Here is an 18,564-nt window from a genome sequence, read left to right on the forward strand (position 1 = left end):
GCCAAGAAAATGGTCAATTCGCGCCGGCGTCAATTTTGTGGAAGCTAAACCTCTGCTAGGCATGAGGGAGATCGGGAGCAGACCATGCAGATGAATCGCTGGCAGACCATGCGGGCCGCACTCTTCCTGGGCCTCAAGGGGACCGCCCATCGCATGACGCTGGGCGCTCGGGTCATGCTGATCGATGGCGATAAAGTCTTGTTGATCCGACATACCTATGTGCCCGGCTGGCAGTTTCCCGGCGGCGGCGTCGATCCCGGCGAGACCATCGAGGCAGCGGCCCGGCGCGAATTGCTCGAGGAAAGCGGCTATCGCGCTAGCGGGCCGCTCGAACTGTTCGGCATCTATCACAACAAGATCGCAACCAATCGCGATCACGTAGCTCTCTATGTGGGGCGTCAATTCGAGCAACAATTCGAGTTCCGGCCCAATCGCGAGATTGCGGAGGCGGCCTGGTTCGACAAGGCCGCGCTCCCTGAAAAGATCACCCCCGCAACCTCCCAACGCATCGACGAGGTCTTTGACCACGCTCCGCGCCGGGACGTTTGGGGCTATTAGGGTAACTTACGAGAGGAACGGCAGTTCCGGTCCGATTGGAATGATGCGGGTGGGATTGATGCCGGTGTGGCTCCAATAGTAGTGCGTGCGGATATGGTCGAGATCGACCGTTTCCTTGACGCCGGGCAACTCGTAGAGCGCCTTGAGATAGTGCGAGATGTTCTTGTAGTCGGCGATGCGCTGCCGGTTGCACTTGAAGTGGCCGACATAGACCGCGTCGAACCGCACCAGCGTGGTGAACAGGCGCCAATCGGCTTCGGTGATGGTGTCGCCGGTCAAATAGGCAGTCTCGCCAAGCAGGCCTTCGACCCAATCGAGCGCATCGAACAGCTTAGCGACGGCTTCGTCATAGGCCGCCTGGCTGGTGGCGAAGCCGGCCTTGTAGACGCCGTTGTTGATATCGTCGTAGATGCGGGCATTGATCGGATCGATCGTGGCGCGCAGGTCTTCGGGATAGAAATCGTCGGTATTGCCGGTCAATTCGTTGAACGCCGAATTGAACATGCGGATGATTTCCGAGCTCTCGTTGCTCACAATGGTGCCGCGCTGCTTGTCCCACAGCACCGGCACGGTGACGCGGCCGGTATAGTGCGGATCGGCCTGGGTATAGACCTGCCACAGCGTGTCCTTGCCGAACAGCGCGTCGCCGGTCGAGCCTTCGTCCTTGTTGAAGCTCCAGCCGGTTTCGTCGGGCATTTTGGGCGATACGACCGACACCGAGATCAGGCTTTCCAGGTTCTTGAGCTTGCGCAAGATCAGCGTGCGGTGCGCCCAGGGGCAGGCCAGCGAGACATAGAGATGATAACGCCCGGCTTCAGCGGGGAAGCCGCCTTCGCCCGAGGGGCCGGCGCTACCGTCGGCGGTGATCCAGTTACGGTAGCCGGATTGGCCGCGCACGAATTTTCCGCCGGTCTTTTTGGTGTCGTACCATTCGGTCGACCAGTTTCCGTCAATCAATTGTCCCACGATCGGGCACCTTTCGTCGTCTTATAGTCCGAATTACAGCGTCTGCTGACACGGATGGGTTGGCTCACTTGTGTCACAGATAGTGCATGGGCGGCACGCCGATAATGTCATGCGGCAGCAACGCATTGTTGTCAGTTTGGTACCCAGCGGCGACGGCGGCGGAAAAACTTTTAGCGATGCGGACGTTTTTGTTTACGTGGGGTCATCATGGTGCTAATGCGGAAATCAGGCGTGGAGGCGCCCAGGATGGTAAAGGTTTTGCTGGTGACACGACGACCCTGATGGGTCCTTGAACGGCGCTCTTTCGGAGCCGCCGAATTGTCCTTTGCACGCCATTTCTGGATCAGTCTCATGACCGTTGTTCCCCTGCCTTCGGCTGCGGCCGCTGCTGTGCCTTTCCCCGGTGTCCTGACCGTTCGTCCCGCCACGCAAGCCGACGACGCGTTCATCGACGATCTGCAGGCGCTCGCCTTCGGCCCCGGCCGTTTCGCCCGCACGGCCTTCCGGGTGCGCGAGCGGTTTCCGATCGATACCAGCCTGTCGCTGGTTGCCGAAGTCGATGGCGTAGCCTGCGGTTCGGTCTGGATGACCCCAATCAGCGTCGGTGGTCTCAATGGCTATCTGCTGGGTCCGCTGGCCACCCATCCCAATTTCCGCAAGCGCGGCGCCGGCAAGCTGCTGGCGCTCGAAGTCAGCAAGCGGGCGCTGGCGCGTGGCGAGGGCTCGTTCGTGCTGCTGGTGGGCGACCAGGACTATTATTGCCCGCTGGGCTGGGAAATCACCACGCCCGGTGCCATCCAGTTCCCCGGTCCGGTCGACGTCACCCGCGTGCTGCTCCTTGCCGAGGACAAGACCCTCGCCACCGCGCTCAGCGGCTCGATCGCGGCATTCAAGCCGGTTTGAGATAAGACACTTGAGGTTTGACAACCCTGCATTCTCTCCAGAGGATGCAGGGTTCATATTTGTCGCCTAAAGTCGTCTCGAAAAATCCAGTTGGGTGCGCCGTGTCTGCTGACGACGCTATTATCGATCGCATTGCCTCGCGTCTGCTCTCGGCGCCGCCAGCCTTGGCGGAGGCGCGTAATCTGGTGCCCGACTGGACGCCGCCGCAGCCGTTTGACCGGCCCCCGGTAGCGGCTGCGGTGCTGATCGCTATCGTGGCGCGGCCCGAAGGCCGCACGGTGCTCTACACGGAGCGGTCGCCCGACCTGCGCTCGCATTCGGGGCAGGTGGCGTTCCCCGGCGGCAAAGTCGATCCAGACGACCTCGATGCCGCCGACGCCGCCCTGCGCGAAGCCTATGAAGAAGTTGCGATGGAGCGGGCCGATGCAACGGTGCTGGGCTACATGCCGACCTATTTCACCGGCACCAATTACCTGATCACGCCCGTAGTGGCCACGGTCACTCCCAGCCGACCCTTCGTGCCCAATCCGGGCGAGGTGCACTCGGTGTTCGAAGTGCCGCTGGCGCGGATTCTCAACGCCGCGAGCTACGGCCAATTCCGCTTCGAACGCGGCGGCCAGCGCGGTCAGACCTGGCAGATCGACCACGATGGCCACCGTATTTGGGGCATTACCGCCAACCTGACCCGCCTGTTCCGCGATCTGGCCTACGAAGAGGACGCCGCATGAGCGCGCTGGCCACCGCCGAAGCGCGGCTGCGCGAGGCGGCGTGGCTCAAGCGCGCCGAGACGCAGGCCATCTTTGCCGTCCTCGATGGCGCTGCGGGGCGCACCCGTGCCGTTGGCGGCGTGGTGCGCGATACGCTGCTGGATCGCCACCGGGACAACCCCGATATCGACTTCGCCACCGAATTGCTGCCCACCGAGGTGATCGAGCGCGCCAGGGCCGCCGGCATTGCCTCCTATCCGACCGGGATCGATCACGGCACCATCACGCTCCGCCTGGGCGAGGTCGTGGCTGAGGTGACGACGCTGCGGCGCGATGTCGAGACCGATGGACGCCATGCCCATGTTGCCTTCGGCACCGATTGGACCGAGGACGCCCAGCGGCGCGATTTCACCCTCAATGCGATTTACGCCGAGCCATCGGGCGCCTTGTTCGATCCGCTAGGTGGGTTGGACGATTGCCTCGCCGGACATGTACGGTTCATTGGCGAGGCGGCCCAGCGCATCGCCGAGGATGGCTTGCGGGTGTTCCGGTTCTTCCGCTTTTCCGCCAGCCACGGCAGCGAGACCTTTGATCCTGCGGGACTAGCTGCCTGTGCGGCAGCCGTCGGACATCTTGGCCATTTGTCGGCAGAGCGCGTTGGTGCCGAGATGACGCGCATGCTGTCCCTGCCGCAGATCGCCGCCACCCTGCGCGCCATGACGCGTATTGGCCTGGAGCCGATCGATGAGGACACGCTAGCGCTGCTCAAGACCTATGAGCGCCAAGCCGGCAGGCCGCAATTTCACGGTCGTCTGGCGTTAATTCTGGAGCATCAGCAGGCCGACGCCGTACAGCAGCGCTGGCGCCTGTCCAATGCAGATATCGATATAGCTCTGGCGATCAAAGCCACCAGCGAATTACTACGCGCCTTCAAGGTCAACGAAGCGGTCTATCGCTTCGGCGATTATCTGGGCGGCGCCATTGATGTCGCGGCAGTATTGGCTGGGTGGGGGGAGGCCGGCAAGGTTGCAATCACCGAGCAGGTCGACGCCATAGATCCGCCGAAATTCCCCGTCGGCGGCAGGGATTTGCTTGCTCTAGGCATGCGCCCAGGCCCGGATCTGGGCAACGTCCTGGACCGCCTGGAAGCCCAATGGGTCGAGAGTGGCTTTACCCTCGACCGCCCTGCTTTACTGGAACTGGCGAAAGCCTGACTAGTGTTTGACCGGCTTGGCGTCGGTATCAACAATGCGTTCTTTGATCCGCTCCACCATATCCGGGCGAATCTCGGTTTCGCCGTGCAGATTTCGCAGGTTTTCCACCGCGCGGCGCACAACTTCGGCTTCGTTATCGCCTTCGGTATGCCAGGTCGAGCCAGGGATCAAAGTGCCAGAATCAAAACGCTTCATTGCATCCTCCTAGATTTGGATTGCGCAAATCAAACGTCTCGCGACGGGGAGGGTTCCCCTATTCGTCGGCAAACTCGCCGAGCTGGTTGAGGCCTTCAAGCCAGGTGCCGCCATCGTCACGCACCACTTCGCGGGCGATGACACCGCTCTCGGCTGCAATGGCGTCGGCCAAATCGCGAGCATGCGTTACCACCCAGACCTGACTGCGCTCCGCCGCCTTGACGATGAGCCGCGCCAGCATCGGTAGCAGATTTGGGTGCAGGCTGTTCTCGGGCTCGTTCAGGGCGATGAAGGGCGGCAGCCGATAGGAGAGCAACGCCCCTGCCAGAGCGAGAAACTGCAGTGTCCCATCAGAAAGTTCGTGCGGCGCAAACACCCGCTTGGGCATCTCGGCATATCGCATGCCAAACGTGGCGAACTCGCTCACTTCGGGAATGACCAGTTCTGCGCCCGGAAACGCGTCTTCGACTGCTCTGTCGAGGTCGATCCGGTCGCCGCGAATATGGTGCAGCGTCGCAAGAACTGCACCCAGATTGCTCCCATCGGAGGCCAGCGACGGGGCGGTGACTGCCCGTGACGGCCGGCGCAAGGCCGAGTCGGCATCGGTGCGGAAGCCGTGGAAAAATCGCCAGGCAACCAGCGAGTCGCGCACCAGCGCAATTTCCGATCGTCCCGAAAGTGCAGCCAGGGCCGTCTCGCTGGCGAGCAGGTCGTCTGTGGCGAGTTCGCGCCGTCCAGCAGCGTCGCGCGCCCAAGCTACCCCGCTCTTGCGATCCATCAGGTTGACGGCCTTGCCACGTTGCTGCCAGTCCAGGCTTTCCGTCTTGATTTGCGCCTCGCTTGGAAAAGCGGCGGCGGCCTCGGGCGCGAAGGCGACCTCGAGTCGGTATGTCGGGTCGAAACTGCCATCCCCGAGGTCGGCGAAGCTTGCGGCCAGCCGCAGGCTATTGCCTTCGCCTTTGCGATAGCCGTCGGTGCGATACATGGGATCGAACCCGCCGTCGGGGCCTAGATTTTTGCCGCCGGCCCAAAAGATCGAAGCCAGGCCGCCCTCGCGCGCAATTTCGCCGGCTAGCGTACCATTTGCCGCTGCCTGCAGCAGTTCGAGCGAACGGTAGAGGTTGGTTTTGCCGACGCCATTGCCGCCCACCAGCACCGTCAATTGCCGCACCGGGAACCGGATCTTGCGGATCGAGCGATAGCCGATGATTTCAACGGCGGAGAGCGTCATGTCAGGGCCACCGGACTTCCGGCGGCATGGAGGAGAGGATCGAGTTCACATTGCCCCCGGTCTTGAGCCCAAACGTGGTGCCGCGATCATAGAGCAGGTTGAACTCGACGTAACGCCCCCGGCGCACCAATTGCTCGTTGCGGTCGGCTTCGGTCCAGGGCGTTTCGAAATTGCGGCGGACCAGTTCGGGATAAATCCCCAGAAACGCCTCGCCAACCGCCTTGGTGAAGTCAAAATCGGCGTTCCAGTCGCCCGAATTATGGTGGTCGTAGAAGATGCCGCCGGTGCCGCGATGCTCATTGCGGTGGGGCAGGAAGAAATACTCGTCGCACCACTCTTTATAGCGCTGGTAGTCGACGCCCGGCCGGCTCTCGCAGGCCGCACGCATCGCTGCGTGAAAATCGGCTGTATCCGGGTCGTCCTGGCTCCGGCGCCGGTCGAGCACCGGCGTCAGGTCGGCGCCGCCGCCGAACCATTGCTTGCCGGTAACGATCATGCGCGTGTTCATGTGCACTGCCGGCACATGCGGGTTCCAGGGATGCACGATCAGCGAAATGCCCGAGCTCCAGAACTGCGCGCCTTCCTCGGTGCCGGGCATCTGCTTGGCGAAATCGGCTGAGAATTCGCCATGGACGGTCGAGATATGGACCCCGGCCTTTTCGAAGACCCGGCCGTGCAGCATGCTCATTTCGCCGCCGCCGCCCGCCGCGCGGTCCCATGGGCTCCGCTCAAACTGGCCGGGCGCGCGATCGGCCTGCGGCCCCTGCACGTCGGTCTCGATGGCCTCGAAGCTGGCGCAGATGCGGTCGCGCAGGGCGCGGAACCAGGCCTGCGCGGTGAGCTTTTTGGTGTCCATGTCTTGGTCTGGTGTCGTCATTTAAGGTCTGCAAATCCATCGGTCTGGCGTTTGGCTTCGCCCACAATGAGGGTTGCCGCAAGCGCCACATTGATCGAGCGCAGGTTTTCGCGCATCGGAATGCGCACCCGAAGGTCGCAGATTTCGGCCACGGCGTCAGGCACTCCGGCGCTTTCGCGGCCCACCATGATGATGTCATCCCCGCGATAATCGGCCGCATAGGCGGACTGGCTGGCCTTGGTGGTCAGCAGCACAAGGCGGCGTCCGGCAGCCCGGCGCCACTCGTCGAACGCCGTAAAGCCGGTATGTTCGACCACCACGGCCTGGTCGAGATAATCGAGGCCCGCACGGCGCAGCGTCTTGGCCGAAAAAATAAAACCGGTCGGATGAATGACATGCACGCTCACGGCGATACAGGCACCGAGCCGGATCAGCGTGCCGGTATTTTGAGCGATATCGGGTTGATAGAGGGCCAGATCGACCGGCATCGGCATACCTTCCTCGTGGTGCGGGGAAGGGCGTTGAGGCGCTTGCCGCTGGGGAAATTGGGTATAGTGTCGCAGTTGTCTCATGTCACTGGCTGGCGCTCTGGACAAGTGCTTGTGACAGTGCAAAAAGAACCGCAACTGACGTGGCCGCTTGAGGGCGGATGGCGACCGATTCCGCGTATGCGCGTGTGGGCCCGCCGACTGCCGGCGCGTCTTAGGTGTATCGGACGGGGATCGTAACCTTGGCTACGCAAGCAGAACATCACGGGACACGGCGAGACTTTCTCCTCGTTGCTACCGCCGCGGTTGGGGGCGTTGGCGTCGTTGCCACGGTCTGGCCATTGATCAACCAAATGAATCCGGATGCTTCGACGTTGGCCCTGGCCAGCATCGAATTCGATCTGTCCGCGATCGAGGAGGGTCAGTCGGTTACCATCCTGTGGCGCGGGCTTCCCGTGTTCGTGCGGCATCGCACGCAGAAGGAAATCGACGAGGCCAAGGCCGTGCCTTTGGCCGACCTCAAGGACCCCGCGACCGACGAGGAGCGCACCAAGCCCGGCCACGAACAGTGGCTCATCATGATCGCCAACTGTACCCACCTCGGCTGCGTGCCGGTGGGCGAGTCGGGCGAATATGACGGCTGGTTCTGCCCCTGCCACGGCTCGGTCTACGACACTGCGGGCCGTATCCGCAAAGGGCCGGCGCCCAAGAATCTGGTGCTGCCGCCTTATGACTTCATCAGCGATACGCTGGTCCAGATCGGTTAATGGGGGCTCCGATGTCAGAACATTCGACGTATACGCCCGGGACCGGTATCGAGAAGTGGCTCGATGAACGTCTGCCGATCATCAGGTTCTCCAAAGAGCACCTGATGGACTTCCCGACGCCCAAGAACCTCAACTACTGGTGGACCTTCGGCGCGATCCTGGCGATCATGCTGGTGGTGCAGATCGTCACCGGCGTCATTCTTGCCATGCACTACACCCCCAATGTCGCGATGGCGTTCGACTCGGTCGAGCACATCAAGCGCGACGTCAATGGCGGCCGCATCATCCAGGCCGTTCACTCGGTCGGCGCCTCGATGTTCTTCGCCGCAGTCTATGTCCACATTTTCCGCGGCATGTATTTCGGCTCCTACAAGGCACCCCGCGAAATCCTGTGGATTCTGGGCGTGCTGATCTTCGTGCTGATGATGGCAACCGCCTTCATGGGCTATGTGCTGCCATGGGGCCAGATGAGCTTCTGGGCCGCCACCGTGATCACCAATATCTTCGGCGCCATCCCGGTGCTGGGCAATCCGATCCTCGAACTGCTGCGCGGCGGTTTCTCGGTGGGCAATCCGACGCTCAACCGCTTCTTCTCGCTGCATTACCTGCTGCCGTTCGTGATCGCTGCGGTCGTCGTGCTGCACATCTGGGCGCTGCACGTGCCCGGCAACAACAATCCGATCGGCGTCGACGTGAAGTCGAGCCGCGATACCGTGCCCTTCCATCCGTACTATACGATGAAGGATCTCTACGGCGTCGTGCTGTTCGCCATCCCGTTTGCCTGGTTCGTGTTCTTCGCGCCGGACATCCTGGGCCATCCCGATAACTACGTCATGGCCAATAGCCAGGTGACGCCGGCCCATATCGTGCCCGAATGGTACTTCCTGCCCTTCTACGCGATCCTGCGCGCCATCGACTTCAACATCCTGTTCATCAACTCGCAGCTCGGCGGCGTGATCTTCTTCGGCGGATCGATCGTCATCCTGTTCTTCCTGCCCTGGCTCGATACCTCCAAGGTTCGTTCGGGCACGTTCCGGCCGATGTTCAAGTGGTTCTACTGGCTGTTCGTGATCAACTTCCTGGCGCTGGCCTATCTGGGCGCGGCGCCGGCGGAAGGCGTCTACGTCATCCTGGCCAAGATCTGCACGGCCTACTACTTCGCGCATTTCATCATCATCCTGCCCGTCCTCTCGCGCATCGAAAAGCCCCGGCCGCTGCCGGCCAGCATTTCGGAGAGCGTGCTCGGAAAGGCACATGCGTGATGGGCGGGATCGTATCGATGTTCAAGACCAAGACTATCCTCGCCGCCGTCGCGCTTGTCGCCGCCTTCGCCGCTCCCGCCTTTGCGCAGGACCACAGCGGGCCGCATATTGAAAAGCAGAGCTGGAGCTTTGGCGGCCTGTTCGGCACCTATGACCAGAACCAGTTGCAGCGCGGCTTCCAGGTGTTCCGCGAAGTCTGCTCCAACTGCCATGGCGCGCGCCTGATCGCCTTCCGCACCCTGGCCGAGGAGGGTGGTCCCCACTTCTCCGAAGGCCAGGTCAAGGCGCTGGCTGCCGAGTACAACATTGCCGATCCCACCGCCGAGGGCGGCACCCGCAAGGGCGTCGCTGCCGATCGTTGGCCATCGCCCTTCGCTACCGACCAGGATGCCCGTGATGCCAATGGCGGCGCGCTGCCGCCGGACTTCTCGGTGCTGGCCAAGGCCCGTGGCGTCACCGACGCTTTCCCCTGGTGGATCACCAACTACTTCACCGGCTATTCCGAAGGCGGCCCGGATTACATCCACGCCCTGATGAACGGCTATCACGAAGAAGTTCCGGAAAACGCACCGCACAATGCCGACGGCACGCCGTTCGCATTGCCCGAGGGCAAGTATTACAACGACTATTTCCCCGGCCACGCCATTAGCATGCCGCCGCCGCTTTCGGACGGTCAGGTCACCTACGTGCCCGGCGAAGACGGCGTGACGGTTCCCGAGACGACGAACCAGTATTCCGAGGACGTGTCCGCATTCATGATGTGGATGGCCGAGCCGGGGCTGGTATCGCGCAAGGAAACCGGCTTCAAGGTGCTGCTGTTCCTCATCCTGTTCGCAGGGCTGATGTACGCCACCAAGCGCAAGATCTGGCAGGGTATCGAGCACTAAGGGCACTACCGCCCGGCTCATCGCCACGCATTTTCAAAGGGCCCCACGCGGGCCCTTTGTCTTGCGCCAGCCGATCACAAAGCTTTGCCCCCTTGCCATCGTGGCTCAAGACCGCAATATGTTGCCTGAGCAAATCACCGCGCGCCGAGGGGAGCCGCCATGTCCGCCATTCGCATCGCTGTTACCGTCGTCAGTGCCGCCATCACTGCCAGCCGCCATCCGGTGGTGCGGGCCGGGGTCAATGCCGTGGTCAACAACCCGCAGGCGCGCGAGACGGCCATTGCCGCCACTCGCAACGCGGCCTATGGCGCCGGCGTCATCGCCCGCCACCTCATCGGCCGCCGCATCCGCTAATTACTCTCACCACAGGCGCCCCATGTCGCTAGACCCTTCCAAGCTCGACCTGAAATCGCTTGTGCGCACCATCCCGGATTATCCCAAGAAGGGGATATTATTCCGCGATATCACTACGCTGATCGAGCACCCGCAGGGCTTCAAGGAAAGCATCGAGCGCATCGCCGCGGCCCATCGCGGGCTGGGCGTGACCCATGTCGCCGGCATCGAGGCGCGCGGCTTCATCTTCGGCGCGGGCGTGGCGATTGCGCTCGGCGTTGGCTTCGTGCCGATCCGCAAGAAGGGCAAGCTGCCCGGCGAGACCATCGGGCAGAACTACGCGCTGGAATATGGCGTCGACACCATCGAGATTCATGCCGACGTGCTCGATAAGGGCGATGTCGTGCTGCTGGTCGATGACCTGATCGCCACCGGCGGTACCGCCATTGCGGCCGTGGGCCTGCTGCGGCGCACCGGGGCTTCGGTCAATCACGCCGCCTTCGTCATCGATCTGCCCGATCTCGGCGGCGCCGCCAAGCTGCGGGCCGAAAACGTCGCGATCCACTCGCTGATCGCTTTTGAAGGGCACTGAGCAGGTCGCTCGCTTTCCGAATTGCTTTCTATCTCTCTTTCTTCCCTCTCTCCTACCGTTCTTCCCCCGGACTTGATCCGGGGGCCACTGACCGCTTGTGCCATGCTGGCGGAGGCCCGCGGGTCAGGCCCGCGGGAAGGGGCGGTGGGGATGGATCAGAGAAAACGCCGAAGCTAATCGCTACCAGCCACTGTGGCCGTCCATTTCGAGCATGCTGCTTCTCCCCTTTCTTCCCCCGGAGTTGATCCGGGGGGCACTGGCCGCCTGTGTCGTGCTGATGGTGGCCCGCGGGTCAAGCCCGCGGGAAGGGCAGTGGTTGGGGTTTGATCAAACCAAGCCAAACCTGCAGCTACCCCTCACCAGCTATTACGGCCGTCCATCTTTTCAACCGTCACGCTCGACCAGTCGAAATCGTCGATCAGTCGAAGGTTGATGGCGTAGATCTGCTTGGTGGGAAAGGCGTTGGGATTGCTGGCGTCCTTGGGTGTGCCATCGTTGTTGTACAGCGAGCCCCAGTCCGGCGACACGCCCCAGGTTTGGATGCCGCACTTGGCGCAGAAGTGGTGCTCGTTGCCCATGCCGCTGACCGAATAGAATTTGCCCTGCGTGTCCGAGACCATGTTCAGCTCGCCCGGCTGGTAATAGCCCCAGATCGCGCCGGTGCGGCCGCAAAACGTGCAGTTGCATTCGCCGGCCCGGGCGGGCGGATGCGGCAGTTCGATTTTGGTGGCGCCGCAATGGCAGGTGGCGATCAGGGGCATGGCGGGTCTCCTCGTTGACCCGATCATAATGCCAAGGCGTGCTGACAGGATAGGTCAGCAGCGAGTAGCGAGGATAAGTCCCGCTGAAGTCAGTGAGCGAGGCAGAGCATGACGATGGCGTCTTTGGTTTCGAGCTGCAGCGCGACGCCCGCATTGGGATCGGGCACGATACGGCCGGCCTCGATGCCCTTGGCGGTCTTGAGGGGGCCATCGGTAAAGCCGACGCCATCCTGGTAGCCGGAAACAGTGCCGGTGCCCGAAGCGGTATCGCCGAAGGTGGCGGAGGCGAAGCCATAGACATCGCCATAGATGGTCAGCACGCCGGCATGGTTGGTGGTGGAGTCACGGCAGCCCCAATTGCCCACATAGCTTTGGGCATAGGCGGGAGTGGCCAGAAGAGCGGCGGCGGTGATGATCAGGGCGATTCGGCGCATGGGCAGAGAGTGCAGGGGCTCTGCGGCGCTTTCAAGGGGCGAGCGTGATTGCGGTGATGCAATCGCGCGGTTTGTCGCGCAGTGAAGCAGAAAAGCCCGCAGGGCCCCGGCTAGGCTCCGCGCAGCTTGAGGAAGCTGGCGAAAACGGCGCGGTACACCAGTTCCCCCTGCTGGTTGGTGGCAGTGATCTCGTTGCTCAACACGCCCCAGCCGGGAATCGAATTGGAGACGCGTTTGCCCAGCGTGGTTAGGCTATAGGTCAGCGTGTCGCCGGGACGGACCGGGGCCTTGAACTCGATCTTGTCGCCGCCGGGGGAGGGGCCGCCGACACCCGGCTCCTCGCCAGCGGCACGCAGGCGATCGGCCTCGGCGAACAGCGCATCGACCATCAGGCGCTGGCCCACCATGGCGGTCTGTGCACCGGAGGCGACGAGACCGCCGAAGGGGCCGAGCTTGGCGGCTTCCGGGTCGACGTGGAAATATTGCGGATCGTAGATTTTCGCATAAGCGATGATCGCGTCCCGGGTGAAGGTGTGGTCGCCCAGCGGGAAGACCTCGCCCGCGTTGATATCCTCGAACCAGCGGGTCATGACTTGGCTCCTTCGCGGTCGGAGGGGCTATCATAGGGCATTTCGTGCATCGGCACGGTCGCGGGATGGCGCACCGCGATCAGGTTGGCCAATTGCATGGTCATGATGCTTTCGCCGCGCTGGTTGCGCACGTCGAGATCGATGGTGATGATCCCGCTGGCCGGCCGCGACTTGCTGCGGCGAAGCGCCGAAATGGTCGCGGTGCCCGAAATGGTATCGTCGACCATGGTCGGCCGCTTCCATTTGAGATCGGTGAAGCCGAGCCCGCCTTCCGAGGCGATGGTGTTGAGAAACCCAGCGCTGAGCCGCGCCAGCGTCAGGCCCAGCGTCTGCCAGCCGCTGGAAGCCAGGCCCCGCAACAGCGAGGCATTGGCAGCCGCTTCATCGAGATGGAAGGGCAGCGGGTCGAACTCGCGGGCGAAGTCGAAGATCATCTGCTTGGTGACCGTGGTCGGCGCGAGATCGATCACTTCGCCAACAGCGAGGTCTTCGTAATGACGGCGATTGGCGGTTATCGGATTGGGCATGAGGCTTACCTATACGTCAACCGGATATGGCATGAAGTGGGGGCGCGATCAAGGTTCTGCGGCCTATTCCTTGGGTCCACCATGTCGATACCCGTCCCGGTGCCCATGGGCATGGTATCGCCCAATGTCCCCACGGGCATAAGTGGCGAGCATCAGGTGAAGTGCTGAGGCGGACAGTGGCGACGGATTAGGACCTTCGGTGGAGGCTGGCATGGTCAACAAATGGTGTCGCCATGCGGGAAGTCTACTATCGGGTGAACCAGATTTCGGAGGCGCCGCAATGGGGCGCCATGGTGCGGATCTGGTGGGAAGCAGAGTTGCCGACGGCGTATGTGTCGGCCCCGAACGAGGAAACCTCATCGGTGCCCGATGATCCGGATTTGACGCTGTTTCGCGCCGGACTATTGCGGGCGCAGCACGATCTGCTCGGCGTGTTTGTCTGGCTCGAGGACGATGCGCTGTGGAGGGAGGAGTGGGGCGACCTCGTGCAGTGAGCCGCCCCGCTCGATCTTACGTGTTGAACTTGAACAGCATCACATCGCCGTCCTTGACGACGTATTCCTTGCCTTCGTCGCGGGCCTTGCCGGCTTCCTTGGCGGGGACTTCGCCGCCCAGCGTGACGTAGTCGTCATAGGCAATGGTCTGGGCCCGGATGAAGCCGCGTTCGAAATCGGAATGGATCACGCCGGCCGCCGCGGGGGCCTTGTCGCCCTTGTGGATGGTCCAGGCGCGGGTTTCCTTGGGGCCGACGGTGAAATAGGTCTGCAGGCCCAAGAGCGCATAGGCTTCGCGGATCAGCCGGTTCAAGCCGGCTTCGTGCAGCCCAAGCGATTCCAGGTATTCGGCCTGGTCGGCATCAGGGAGCTGGGCGAGCTGGCTCTCGATTTCGGCCGAGATGATGACGACGCCGGCATCATGCTTATGGGCGTAATCTTCCACCAGCTTGCTCATGGCATTGCCGTGTTCGGCCGAGCCTTCATCGACATTGCAGACGTAGAGCGCGGGCTTGGAGGTCAGCAGCTGCAGTTCCTGGAAGGCTTTTTCTTCCTCAGGCAGGCGCTTGACGAAGCGGGCAGACTTGCCCTCGCGCAGCAGCACCAGCGCCTTTTCAACCAGCTCCAGGGTGAGCTTGGCTTCCTTGTCGCCCTGCTGGGCCTTCTTTTCGAGGCCCTTGTAGCGCTTTTCCAGGCTCTCAAGGTCGGCCAGCATCAGTTCGGTTTCGACCACTTCGGCATCGGCCAGCGGATCGACCTTGTTAGCGACATGGATGATGTTGCCATCCTCAAAGCAGCGCAGCACATAGGCGATGGCGTCGCATTCGCGGATATTGGCGAGGAACTGGTTGCCCAGGCCTTCGCCCTTGGACGCACCCTTCACCAGCCCGGCGATATCGACGAAGCTCATGCGCGCGGGCAGGATGTTCACCGATTTGCCGATGGCGGCCAGCTTCTGCAGGCGATTATCGGGCACCGGGACGTCCCCGACATTGGGCTCGATGGTGCAGAACGGAAAATTCGCCGCGGCCGCGGCGGCGGTGCGGGTGACCGCATTGAAAAGGGTCGACTTGCCGACATTCGGCAGGCCGACAATGCCCATCTTGAAACCCATGGGAAACTCCGGATTGTGTTGGCCTCCACATGGTTGGAATGCGCGGATAAGTCAATGCGCGGGCGTGGTTTGACGACGCATGGGTAGGAGCCCTGCGGTCGGCGGGTAGACTGCGGCATGCGGCGAGATGTTTGGGAGCGGGAAGAAGAGGGGAACGTGGATGGGTTTGGATGGGCAGGTGCTGCTCCGCGCATTCCCACCCACCGTTCTTCCCGCGGGCTTGACCCGCGGGGCCCTCACCGCAAGCGCTGAGTAGAGTGCGTGCTGCTAGAGGCCTGCGGGTCAAGCCCGCGGGAAGAACGGGTGGGTGGGGGCATAATGCGGAACTGCGAAGTCGCTCGTTAGTCGCCCTTGAACAGCTTCTTGAGCATGGCGGCCATGGGGCCGGTTTCCGGCACTGCCACCTGCGGCTTCGGCTCGCGGGCCTGGCGGATATGGCTTTGGGCCTTGGGCGCGGGCTTTTCGGCCGGCTCGGCATCTGGCTTGGTGGCCAGCGCGATCTTGTTCATGAAACCGTTGTCGTCACCGGTCACCAGCAGTCCGGCATGCTTGGCGATGGCGTCGAGCAGGGGCGCCAGCCAGAGCTGGTCGGACTTGGCGAAATCGCCGAGAACATGGTGGATGACCATTTCCTTGGCGCCGGGATGGCCGATGCCGAGGCGGACGCGGCGATAGTCGACACCGAGCTGCGGATCGATCGAACGCAAGCCGTTATGGCCGCCATTGCCGCCGCCGATTTTGACCCGCACCTTGCCGGGGGCAAGATCGAGTTCGTCGTAGAGCACGGTGACGTCGATGGGGGCAATCTTGTAGAATTGGGCAACCTGCTGGACGCTGCTGCCCGACAGGTTCATCATCGTCTGCGGCTTGAGCAGCAGCACGCGCTCGCCGCCGATCTGGCCTTCAGCAAGAAGTCCAGCATGCTTGCTCTTCCAGGGGCCAAAACCGTATTCGCGATGGATAGCGTCGGCGGCCATGAAACCGATATTATGGCGGTTGTTGCGATATTGATCGCCAGCGTTGCCGAGGCCAACGAGCAGTTTCATCACGGGCTTTCCAAAACAGACGAGGCGACCCTAAGGCCGCCTCGATGCAATAGCAAAACGATATCAGCCGATTAGGCGGCTGGGGTCTCGCCTTCTTCAGCTTCGCCGCCTTCAGACGACTTCAGTGCCGAAGGGGCAACGATGGTCGCGATGGTGACGTCTTCTTCATGGCTGTGGTCGGTGACGCCGGCCGGCAGCTTGATCGAGGACAGATGGATGGTATCGCCAATATCGAGGCCGGTCAGATCAACGGTGATCTCCTCGGGGATATTGTCGGCATCGACGGTCAGATCGAGCGTGTGGTGGACAACGTTGAGCGTGCCGCCGCGCTTGATGCCGGGGCTGGCTTCTTCGTTGATGAAGTTCACATGCACCTGCACGTTCAGCTTGGTGCCCTTGCCGACGCGGAGGAAATCCACGTGGATGGCGAAATCCTTAACCGGATCAAGCTGGTAGTCGCGCGGGATAACCGAGTGCTTGGTGCCATCGACATCGAGTTCGATGACGTGGGACAAAAAGCCACCGGCATAGATGTACTTCATGGCGTCTTTGTAGGCGATCGAGATGGTGACGGGGGGCTTCTTGTCACCGTAGATAACAGCGGGAACGAGTCCCTGACGACGCAGTTCGCGAGCGGCCCCCTTGCCCACTCCCTCACGCGCCTGAGCCTTGAGCTCTTTGGTCGCAGCCATGGAAAAATCCATTCTGGTTGGTGTATGCGTCACTACAACAGCATACGCGCCCGTCCTCCAGGGGTGACGAGCGCTTCATGGCGCGGGTTCTAGCCTAATCGCACTGGTGGGGCAAGGGATTGTAAGGCCGGTGAGTGGCGACGGTGCAGTGAGAAATAGTCTTACCCCACGACGTCATTCCCGCGAACGCGGGAACCTACTCTTGCGGAGGGAGAGGTCACCGAAAAGAGAAGAATGGGTTCCCGCGTTCGCGGGAATGACGCCGCGGTGGGGGATGCGTCCTAGCCATCCCGGAGTGCCTCCAACCGCTTATGCAGGTATTGTCGCACTGCATCGTCCGACGACAGGCCGATGGCCAGCATCAAGGCTTCGTGGGCGTCGTCCTTGCGGCCGGCTTTGGCGGCGAGGTGGCCGCGGGCGGCCCAATACGGTTGGTAGTCGGCCATACGCTTGTCGGCGGCGAGGGCATCGAGCAAAGCCAGGGCGGCGTCGGGGCCCTCGAGTTCGGCATAGGCGGCGGCGCGGTTGAGGGCGACCACGGGAGACTGGGTCAGCCCATAGAGATGGTCGTAGAGCGCGACGATGGCGGGCCAGGTGGGGGCGTTGTCGCGGCGGCGGGCGACGTGGGCGGACTGGATGGCGGCCTCGATTTGATAGCGGCCGCTGGGACCGCCGGCATTGGCCTCGCGCAACAGGGTTTCGGCCATGTCGATCTGCCAATCGTCCCAGTGGGCGGTGTTCTGCTGGTCAAGCGGCACATAGGCGCCGTTGGGGTCGCGGCGAGCGGCGCGACGGGCCTCTGCATAGAGCATGAGGGCGAGCATGCCCTTGGCTTCGGGCTCCGCAGGCAGCAGGGAGACGACGAGCCGGCCGAGCCAGATGGCTTCATCGGCCAGTGGGGCGCCCGCGCCGTCTATCTCGCCCCAGCCCTTGGCATAGGCGGCGTAGATGGCTTCGAGCACGGCATCAAGCCGTTCGGGCAGGGCCTCGCGATCGGGGATGTTGAAGGGAATGCCGGCGTCCTTGATGCGCCCCTTGGCGCGTACCAGGCGCTGGCCCATCGTGGCGGGGGAAATCAAGAAGGCCGAGGCGATATCCTGGGCGGTGAGACCCAGAATGGTCTGCAGGATTAGCGGCGCGCGCATGCCACGCTCGATGGCCGGATGGGCACAGGCAAACATCAGCGCCAGGCGGCGGTCGGGGATATCATCTGGACTTTGGGCGGCGTCTTCGATTTCGTCGGCCATGAGCTGCAGATGTGCCTCCCCGGCGGTTCGTGTGTGGCGGCGCCGTACCGCGTCGGTCTGGCGGCGGCGCGCGACCGTGAGCAGCCAGGCATCGGGATTTTGCGGCACGCCCTCGGCGGGCCACATGCGCAGGGCCGTGGCGAAGGCTTCGGCCAGTGCATCTTCGGCACCCGCGACATCGCGGGTGCGGGCAGCAAGATAGGCGACGAGGCGGCCATAGCTTTCGCGGGCAACCCGTTCGGCGGTCTGGCTGGCCTCGTCGCGGCTCATGCCTACTTCCAGGCCTTGATCGGGCGCACTTCGATAGTGCCGTATTGCGCGCTGGGGCAACGGGCGGCCCAATCGAGGGCTGCGTCGAGGTCGGGCACGTCGACGATAAAGTAGCCGGCGAACTGCTCCTTGGTATCCGCATAGGGGCCGTCAATGACGGTCTTTTTGCCGGCATTGACGCGGACGCTGGTGGCTTTGCTGGAGGGTTCGAGGCCTTCGCCGGAGGTCATGCCGGCCTTGGCCATGGCTTCGTTGAAGGCGGCATACTCGCCCCAGAGCGAGGGCGGGGCGGCGGCGAGGGCTGCTTCGTCGTGGTGGATCAGGCACATGTAACGCATGTCAGGTCTCTCGGTTTTTCTCCGGGGCACCATGCCCCGACATGGTGATGTCGGGGCGGGTACGATCATCTCTACATTTTGCTGAAAGAAAA

General features: G+C 62.8%; 25 protein-coding genes. 10 read left to right on the forward strand and 15 right to left on the reverse strand.

What is annotated here, in order from left to right:
- Positions 1 to 84 precede the first annotated feature (84 nt).
- A complete protein-coding gene (locus ABIB57_RS10925; protein ID WP_354040734.1) occupies positions 85 to 558 on the forward strand; it encodes an NUDIX domain-containing protein in 474 nt (157 codons plus the stop codon).
- A gap of 6 nt (positions 559 to 564) precedes the next feature.
- Here ABIB57_RS10925 and ABIB57_RS10930 read toward each other — a convergent pair whose 3' ends face one another.
- Together ABIB57_RS10930 and ABIB57_RS10935 are read right to left on the reverse strand one after the other, a co-directional pair.
- A complete protein-coding gene (locus tag ABIB57_RS10930; RefSeq protein WP_354040736.1) occupies positions 565 to 1,524 on the reverse strand; it encodes a glutathione S-transferase family protein in 960 nt (319 codons plus the stop codon).
- 170 nt (positions 1,525 to 1,694) lie between these two features.
- Positions 1,695 to 1,877 carry a hypothetical protein gene (locus ABIB57_RS10935; protein ID WP_354040737.1) on the reverse strand — a complete coding sequence of 61 codons (183 nt, stop codon included), beginning with the start codon at positions 1,875 to 1,877 and terminating at the stop codon, positions 1,695 to 1,697.
- On the opposite strand from ABIB57_RS10935, the gene ABIB57_RS10940 reads away from it, so the two are divergent.
- The 3 genes from ABIB57_RS10940 to ABIB57_RS10950 all read left to right on the forward strand — a co-directional run bounded on the left by ABIB57_RS10940 (position 1,876) and on the right by ABIB57_RS10950 (position 4,348).
- The gene (locus ABIB57_RS10940; RefSeq protein WP_354040738.1) at positions 1,876 to 2,427 is read left to right on the forward strand and encodes a GNAT family N-acetyltransferase; all 552 of its coding nucleotides are present in this window, start codon (positions 1,876 to 1,878) and stop codon (positions 2,425 to 2,427) included. The genes ABIB57_RS10935 and ABIB57_RS10940 overlap by 2 nt on opposite strands.
- Before the next feature lie 101 nt (positions 2,428 to 2,528).
- Positions 2,529 to 3,155, forward strand: a complete 627-nt coding sequence (locus tag ABIB57_RS10945) for a CoA pyrophosphatase (protein ID WP_354040740.1) — start codon at positions 2,529 to 2,531, stop codon at positions 3,153 to 3,155.
- Complete coding sequence (locus ABIB57_RS10950; protein ID WP_354040742.1) at positions 3,152 to 4,348, forward strand: CCA tRNA nucleotidyltransferase; 1,197 nt, start codon at positions 3,152 to 3,154, stop codon at positions 4,346 to 4,348. Before ABIB57_RS10945 ends, ABIB57_RS10950 begins: the two co-directional genes overlap by 4 nt.
- Here ABIB57_RS10950 and ABIB57_RS10955 read toward each other — a convergent pair whose 3' ends face one another.
- Genes ABIB57_RS10955 through ABIB57_RS10970 form a run of 4 tightly spaced genes read right to left on the reverse strand, consistent with a single transcriptional unit; the run spans position 4,349 to position 7,124 of the window.
- A complete protein-coding gene (locus ABIB57_RS10955) occupies positions 4,349 to 4,543 on the reverse strand; it encodes a DUF1059 domain-containing protein (protein ID WP_354040743.1) in 195 nt (64 codons plus the stop codon).
- 58 nt (positions 4,544 to 4,601) lie between these two features.
- A complete protein-coding gene (locus ABIB57_RS10960; protein WP_354040745.1) occupies positions 4,602 to 5,774 on the reverse strand; it encodes an AAA family ATPase in 1,173 nt (390 codons plus the stop codon).
- Position 5,775: 1 nt separating this feature from the next.
- On the reverse strand, positions 5,776 to 6,651 hold the full coding sequence (gene hemF, locus ABIB57_RS10965; RefSeq protein WP_354040747.1) for an oxygen-dependent coproporphyrinogen oxidase: 876 nt from the start codon (positions 6,649 to 6,651) through the stop codon (positions 5,776 to 5,778).
- Positions 6,648 to 7,124, reverse strand: a complete 477-nt coding sequence (locus tag ABIB57_RS10970) for a tRNA (cytidine(34)-2'-O)-methyltransferase (RefSeq protein WP_354040749.1) — start codon at positions 7,122 to 7,124, stop codon at positions 6,648 to 6,650. Before ABIB57_RS10970 ends, hemF begins: the two co-directional genes overlap by 4 nt.
- 236 nt (positions 7,125 to 7,360) lie before the next feature.
- Here ABIB57_RS10970 and petA point away from each other — a divergent pair, with 236 nt between their 5' ends.
- The 5 genes from petA to ABIB57_RS10995 all read left to right on the forward strand — a co-directional run bounded on the left by petA (position 7,361) and on the right by ABIB57_RS10995 (position 10,959).
- A complete protein-coding gene (gene petA, locus ABIB57_RS10975; RefSeq protein WP_354040750.1) occupies positions 7,361 to 7,885 on the forward strand; it encodes a ubiquinol-cytochrome c reductase iron-sulfur subunit in 525 nt (174 codons plus the stop codon).
- Positions 7,886 to 7,896: 11 nt separating this feature from the next.
- Entirely contained in the window at positions 7,897 to 9,147 is a 1,251-nt protein-coding gene (locus tag ABIB57_RS10980; protein WP_354040752.1) for a cytochrome b, read from the forward strand.
- 17 nt (positions 9,148 to 9,164) lie between these two features.
- The gene (locus ABIB57_RS10985) at positions 9,165 to 10,034 is read left to right on the forward strand and encodes a cytochrome c1 (protein ID WP_354040753.1); all 870 of its coding nucleotides are present in this window, start codon (positions 9,165 to 9,167) and stop codon (positions 10,032 to 10,034) included.
- Positions 10,035 to 10,193: 159 nt separating this feature from the next.
- Entirely contained in the window at positions 10,194 to 10,388 is a 195-nt protein-coding gene (locus tag ABIB57_RS10990) for a hypothetical protein (protein WP_354040755.1), read from the forward strand.
- A 22-nt stretch (positions 10,389 to 10,410) separates the two neighbouring features.
- A complete protein-coding gene (locus ABIB57_RS10995) occupies positions 10,411 to 10,959 on the forward strand; it encodes an adenine phosphoribosyltransferase (RefSeq protein WP_299732697.1) in 549 nt (182 codons plus the stop codon).
- 356 nt (positions 10,960 to 11,315) lie between these two features.
- On the opposite strand, the gene ABIB57_RS11000 is transcribed toward ABIB57_RS10995, so the two are convergent.
- The 4 genes from ABIB57_RS11000 to ABIB57_RS11015 all read right to left on the reverse strand — a co-directional run bounded on the left by ABIB57_RS11000 (position 11,316) and on the right by ABIB57_RS11015 (position 13,271).
- Positions 11,316 to 11,720, reverse strand: coding sequence for a GFA family protein (locus ABIB57_RS11000; protein WP_354040757.1), 405 nt, complete (start codon positions 11,718 to 11,720; stop codon positions 11,316 to 11,318).
- Positions 11,721 to 11,809: 89 nt separating this feature from the next.
- A complete protein-coding gene (locus ABIB57_RS11005; protein ID WP_354040759.1) occupies positions 11,810 to 12,154 on the reverse strand; it encodes a hypothetical protein in 345 nt (114 codons plus the stop codon).
- A gap of 110 nt (positions 12,155 to 12,264) precedes the next feature.
- Positions 12,265 to 12,744, reverse strand: coding sequence for a MaoC/PaaZ C-terminal domain-containing protein (locus tag ABIB57_RS11010; RefSeq protein WP_354040761.1), 480 nt, complete (start codon positions 12,742 to 12,744; stop codon positions 12,265 to 12,267).
- Entirely contained in the window at positions 12,741 to 13,271 is a 531-nt protein-coding gene (locus ABIB57_RS11015; RefSeq protein WP_354040763.1) for a MaoC/PaaZ C-terminal domain-containing protein, read from the reverse strand. The genes ABIB57_RS11010 and ABIB57_RS11015 overlap by 4 nt, the downstream gene beginning before the upstream one ends.
- Positions 13,272 to 13,504: 233 nt before the next feature.
- On the opposite strand from ABIB57_RS11015, the gene ABIB57_RS11020 reads away from it, so the two are divergent.
- A complete protein-coding gene (locus tag ABIB57_RS11020) occupies positions 13,505 to 13,765 on the forward strand; it encodes a hypothetical protein (protein ID WP_354040765.1) in 261 nt (86 codons plus the stop codon).
- A 16-nt stretch (positions 13,766 to 13,781) separates the two neighbouring features.
- On the opposite strand, the gene ychF is transcribed toward ABIB57_RS11020, so the two are convergent.
- The 5 genes from ychF to ABIB57_RS11045 all read right to left on the reverse strand — a co-directional run bounded on the left by ychF (position 13,782) and on the right by ABIB57_RS11045 (position 18,472).
- A complete protein-coding gene (ychF, locus tag ABIB57_RS11025; protein ID WP_354040766.1) occupies positions 13,782 to 14,879 on the reverse strand; it encodes a redox-regulated ATPase YchF in 1,098 nt (365 codons plus the stop codon).
- Between the two features lie 341 nt (positions 14,880 to 15,220).
- Complete coding sequence (pth, locus tag ABIB57_RS11030) at positions 15,221 to 15,925, reverse strand: aminoacyl-tRNA hydrolase (RefSeq protein ID WP_354040768.1); 705 nt, start codon at positions 15,923 to 15,925, stop codon at positions 15,221 to 15,223.
- A gap of 71 nt (positions 15,926 to 15,996) precedes the next feature.
- A complete protein-coding gene (locus ABIB57_RS11035; RefSeq protein WP_354040770.1) occupies positions 15,997 to 16,617 on the reverse strand; it encodes a 50S ribosomal protein L25/general stress protein Ctc in 621 nt (206 codons plus the stop codon).
- Between the two features lie 281 nt (positions 16,618 to 16,898).
- On the reverse strand, positions 16,899 to 18,134 hold the full coding sequence (locus ABIB57_RS11040) for an RNA polymerase sigma factor (protein ID WP_354040772.1): 1,236 nt from the start codon (positions 18,132 to 18,134) through the stop codon (positions 16,899 to 16,901).
- Positions 18,135 to 18,136: 2 nt separating this feature from the next.
- A complete protein-coding gene (locus ABIB57_RS11045) occupies positions 18,137 to 18,472 on the reverse strand; it encodes a YciI family protein (RefSeq protein ID WP_354040774.1) in 336 nt (111 codons plus the stop codon).
- Positions 18,473 to 18,564 lie beyond the last annotated feature (92 nt).

The sequence above is a fragment of the Devosia sp. UYZn731 genome (assembly GCF_040546795.1).
Lineage (GTDB): Bacteria > Pseudomonadota > Alphaproteobacteria > Rhizobiales > Devosiaceae > Devosia.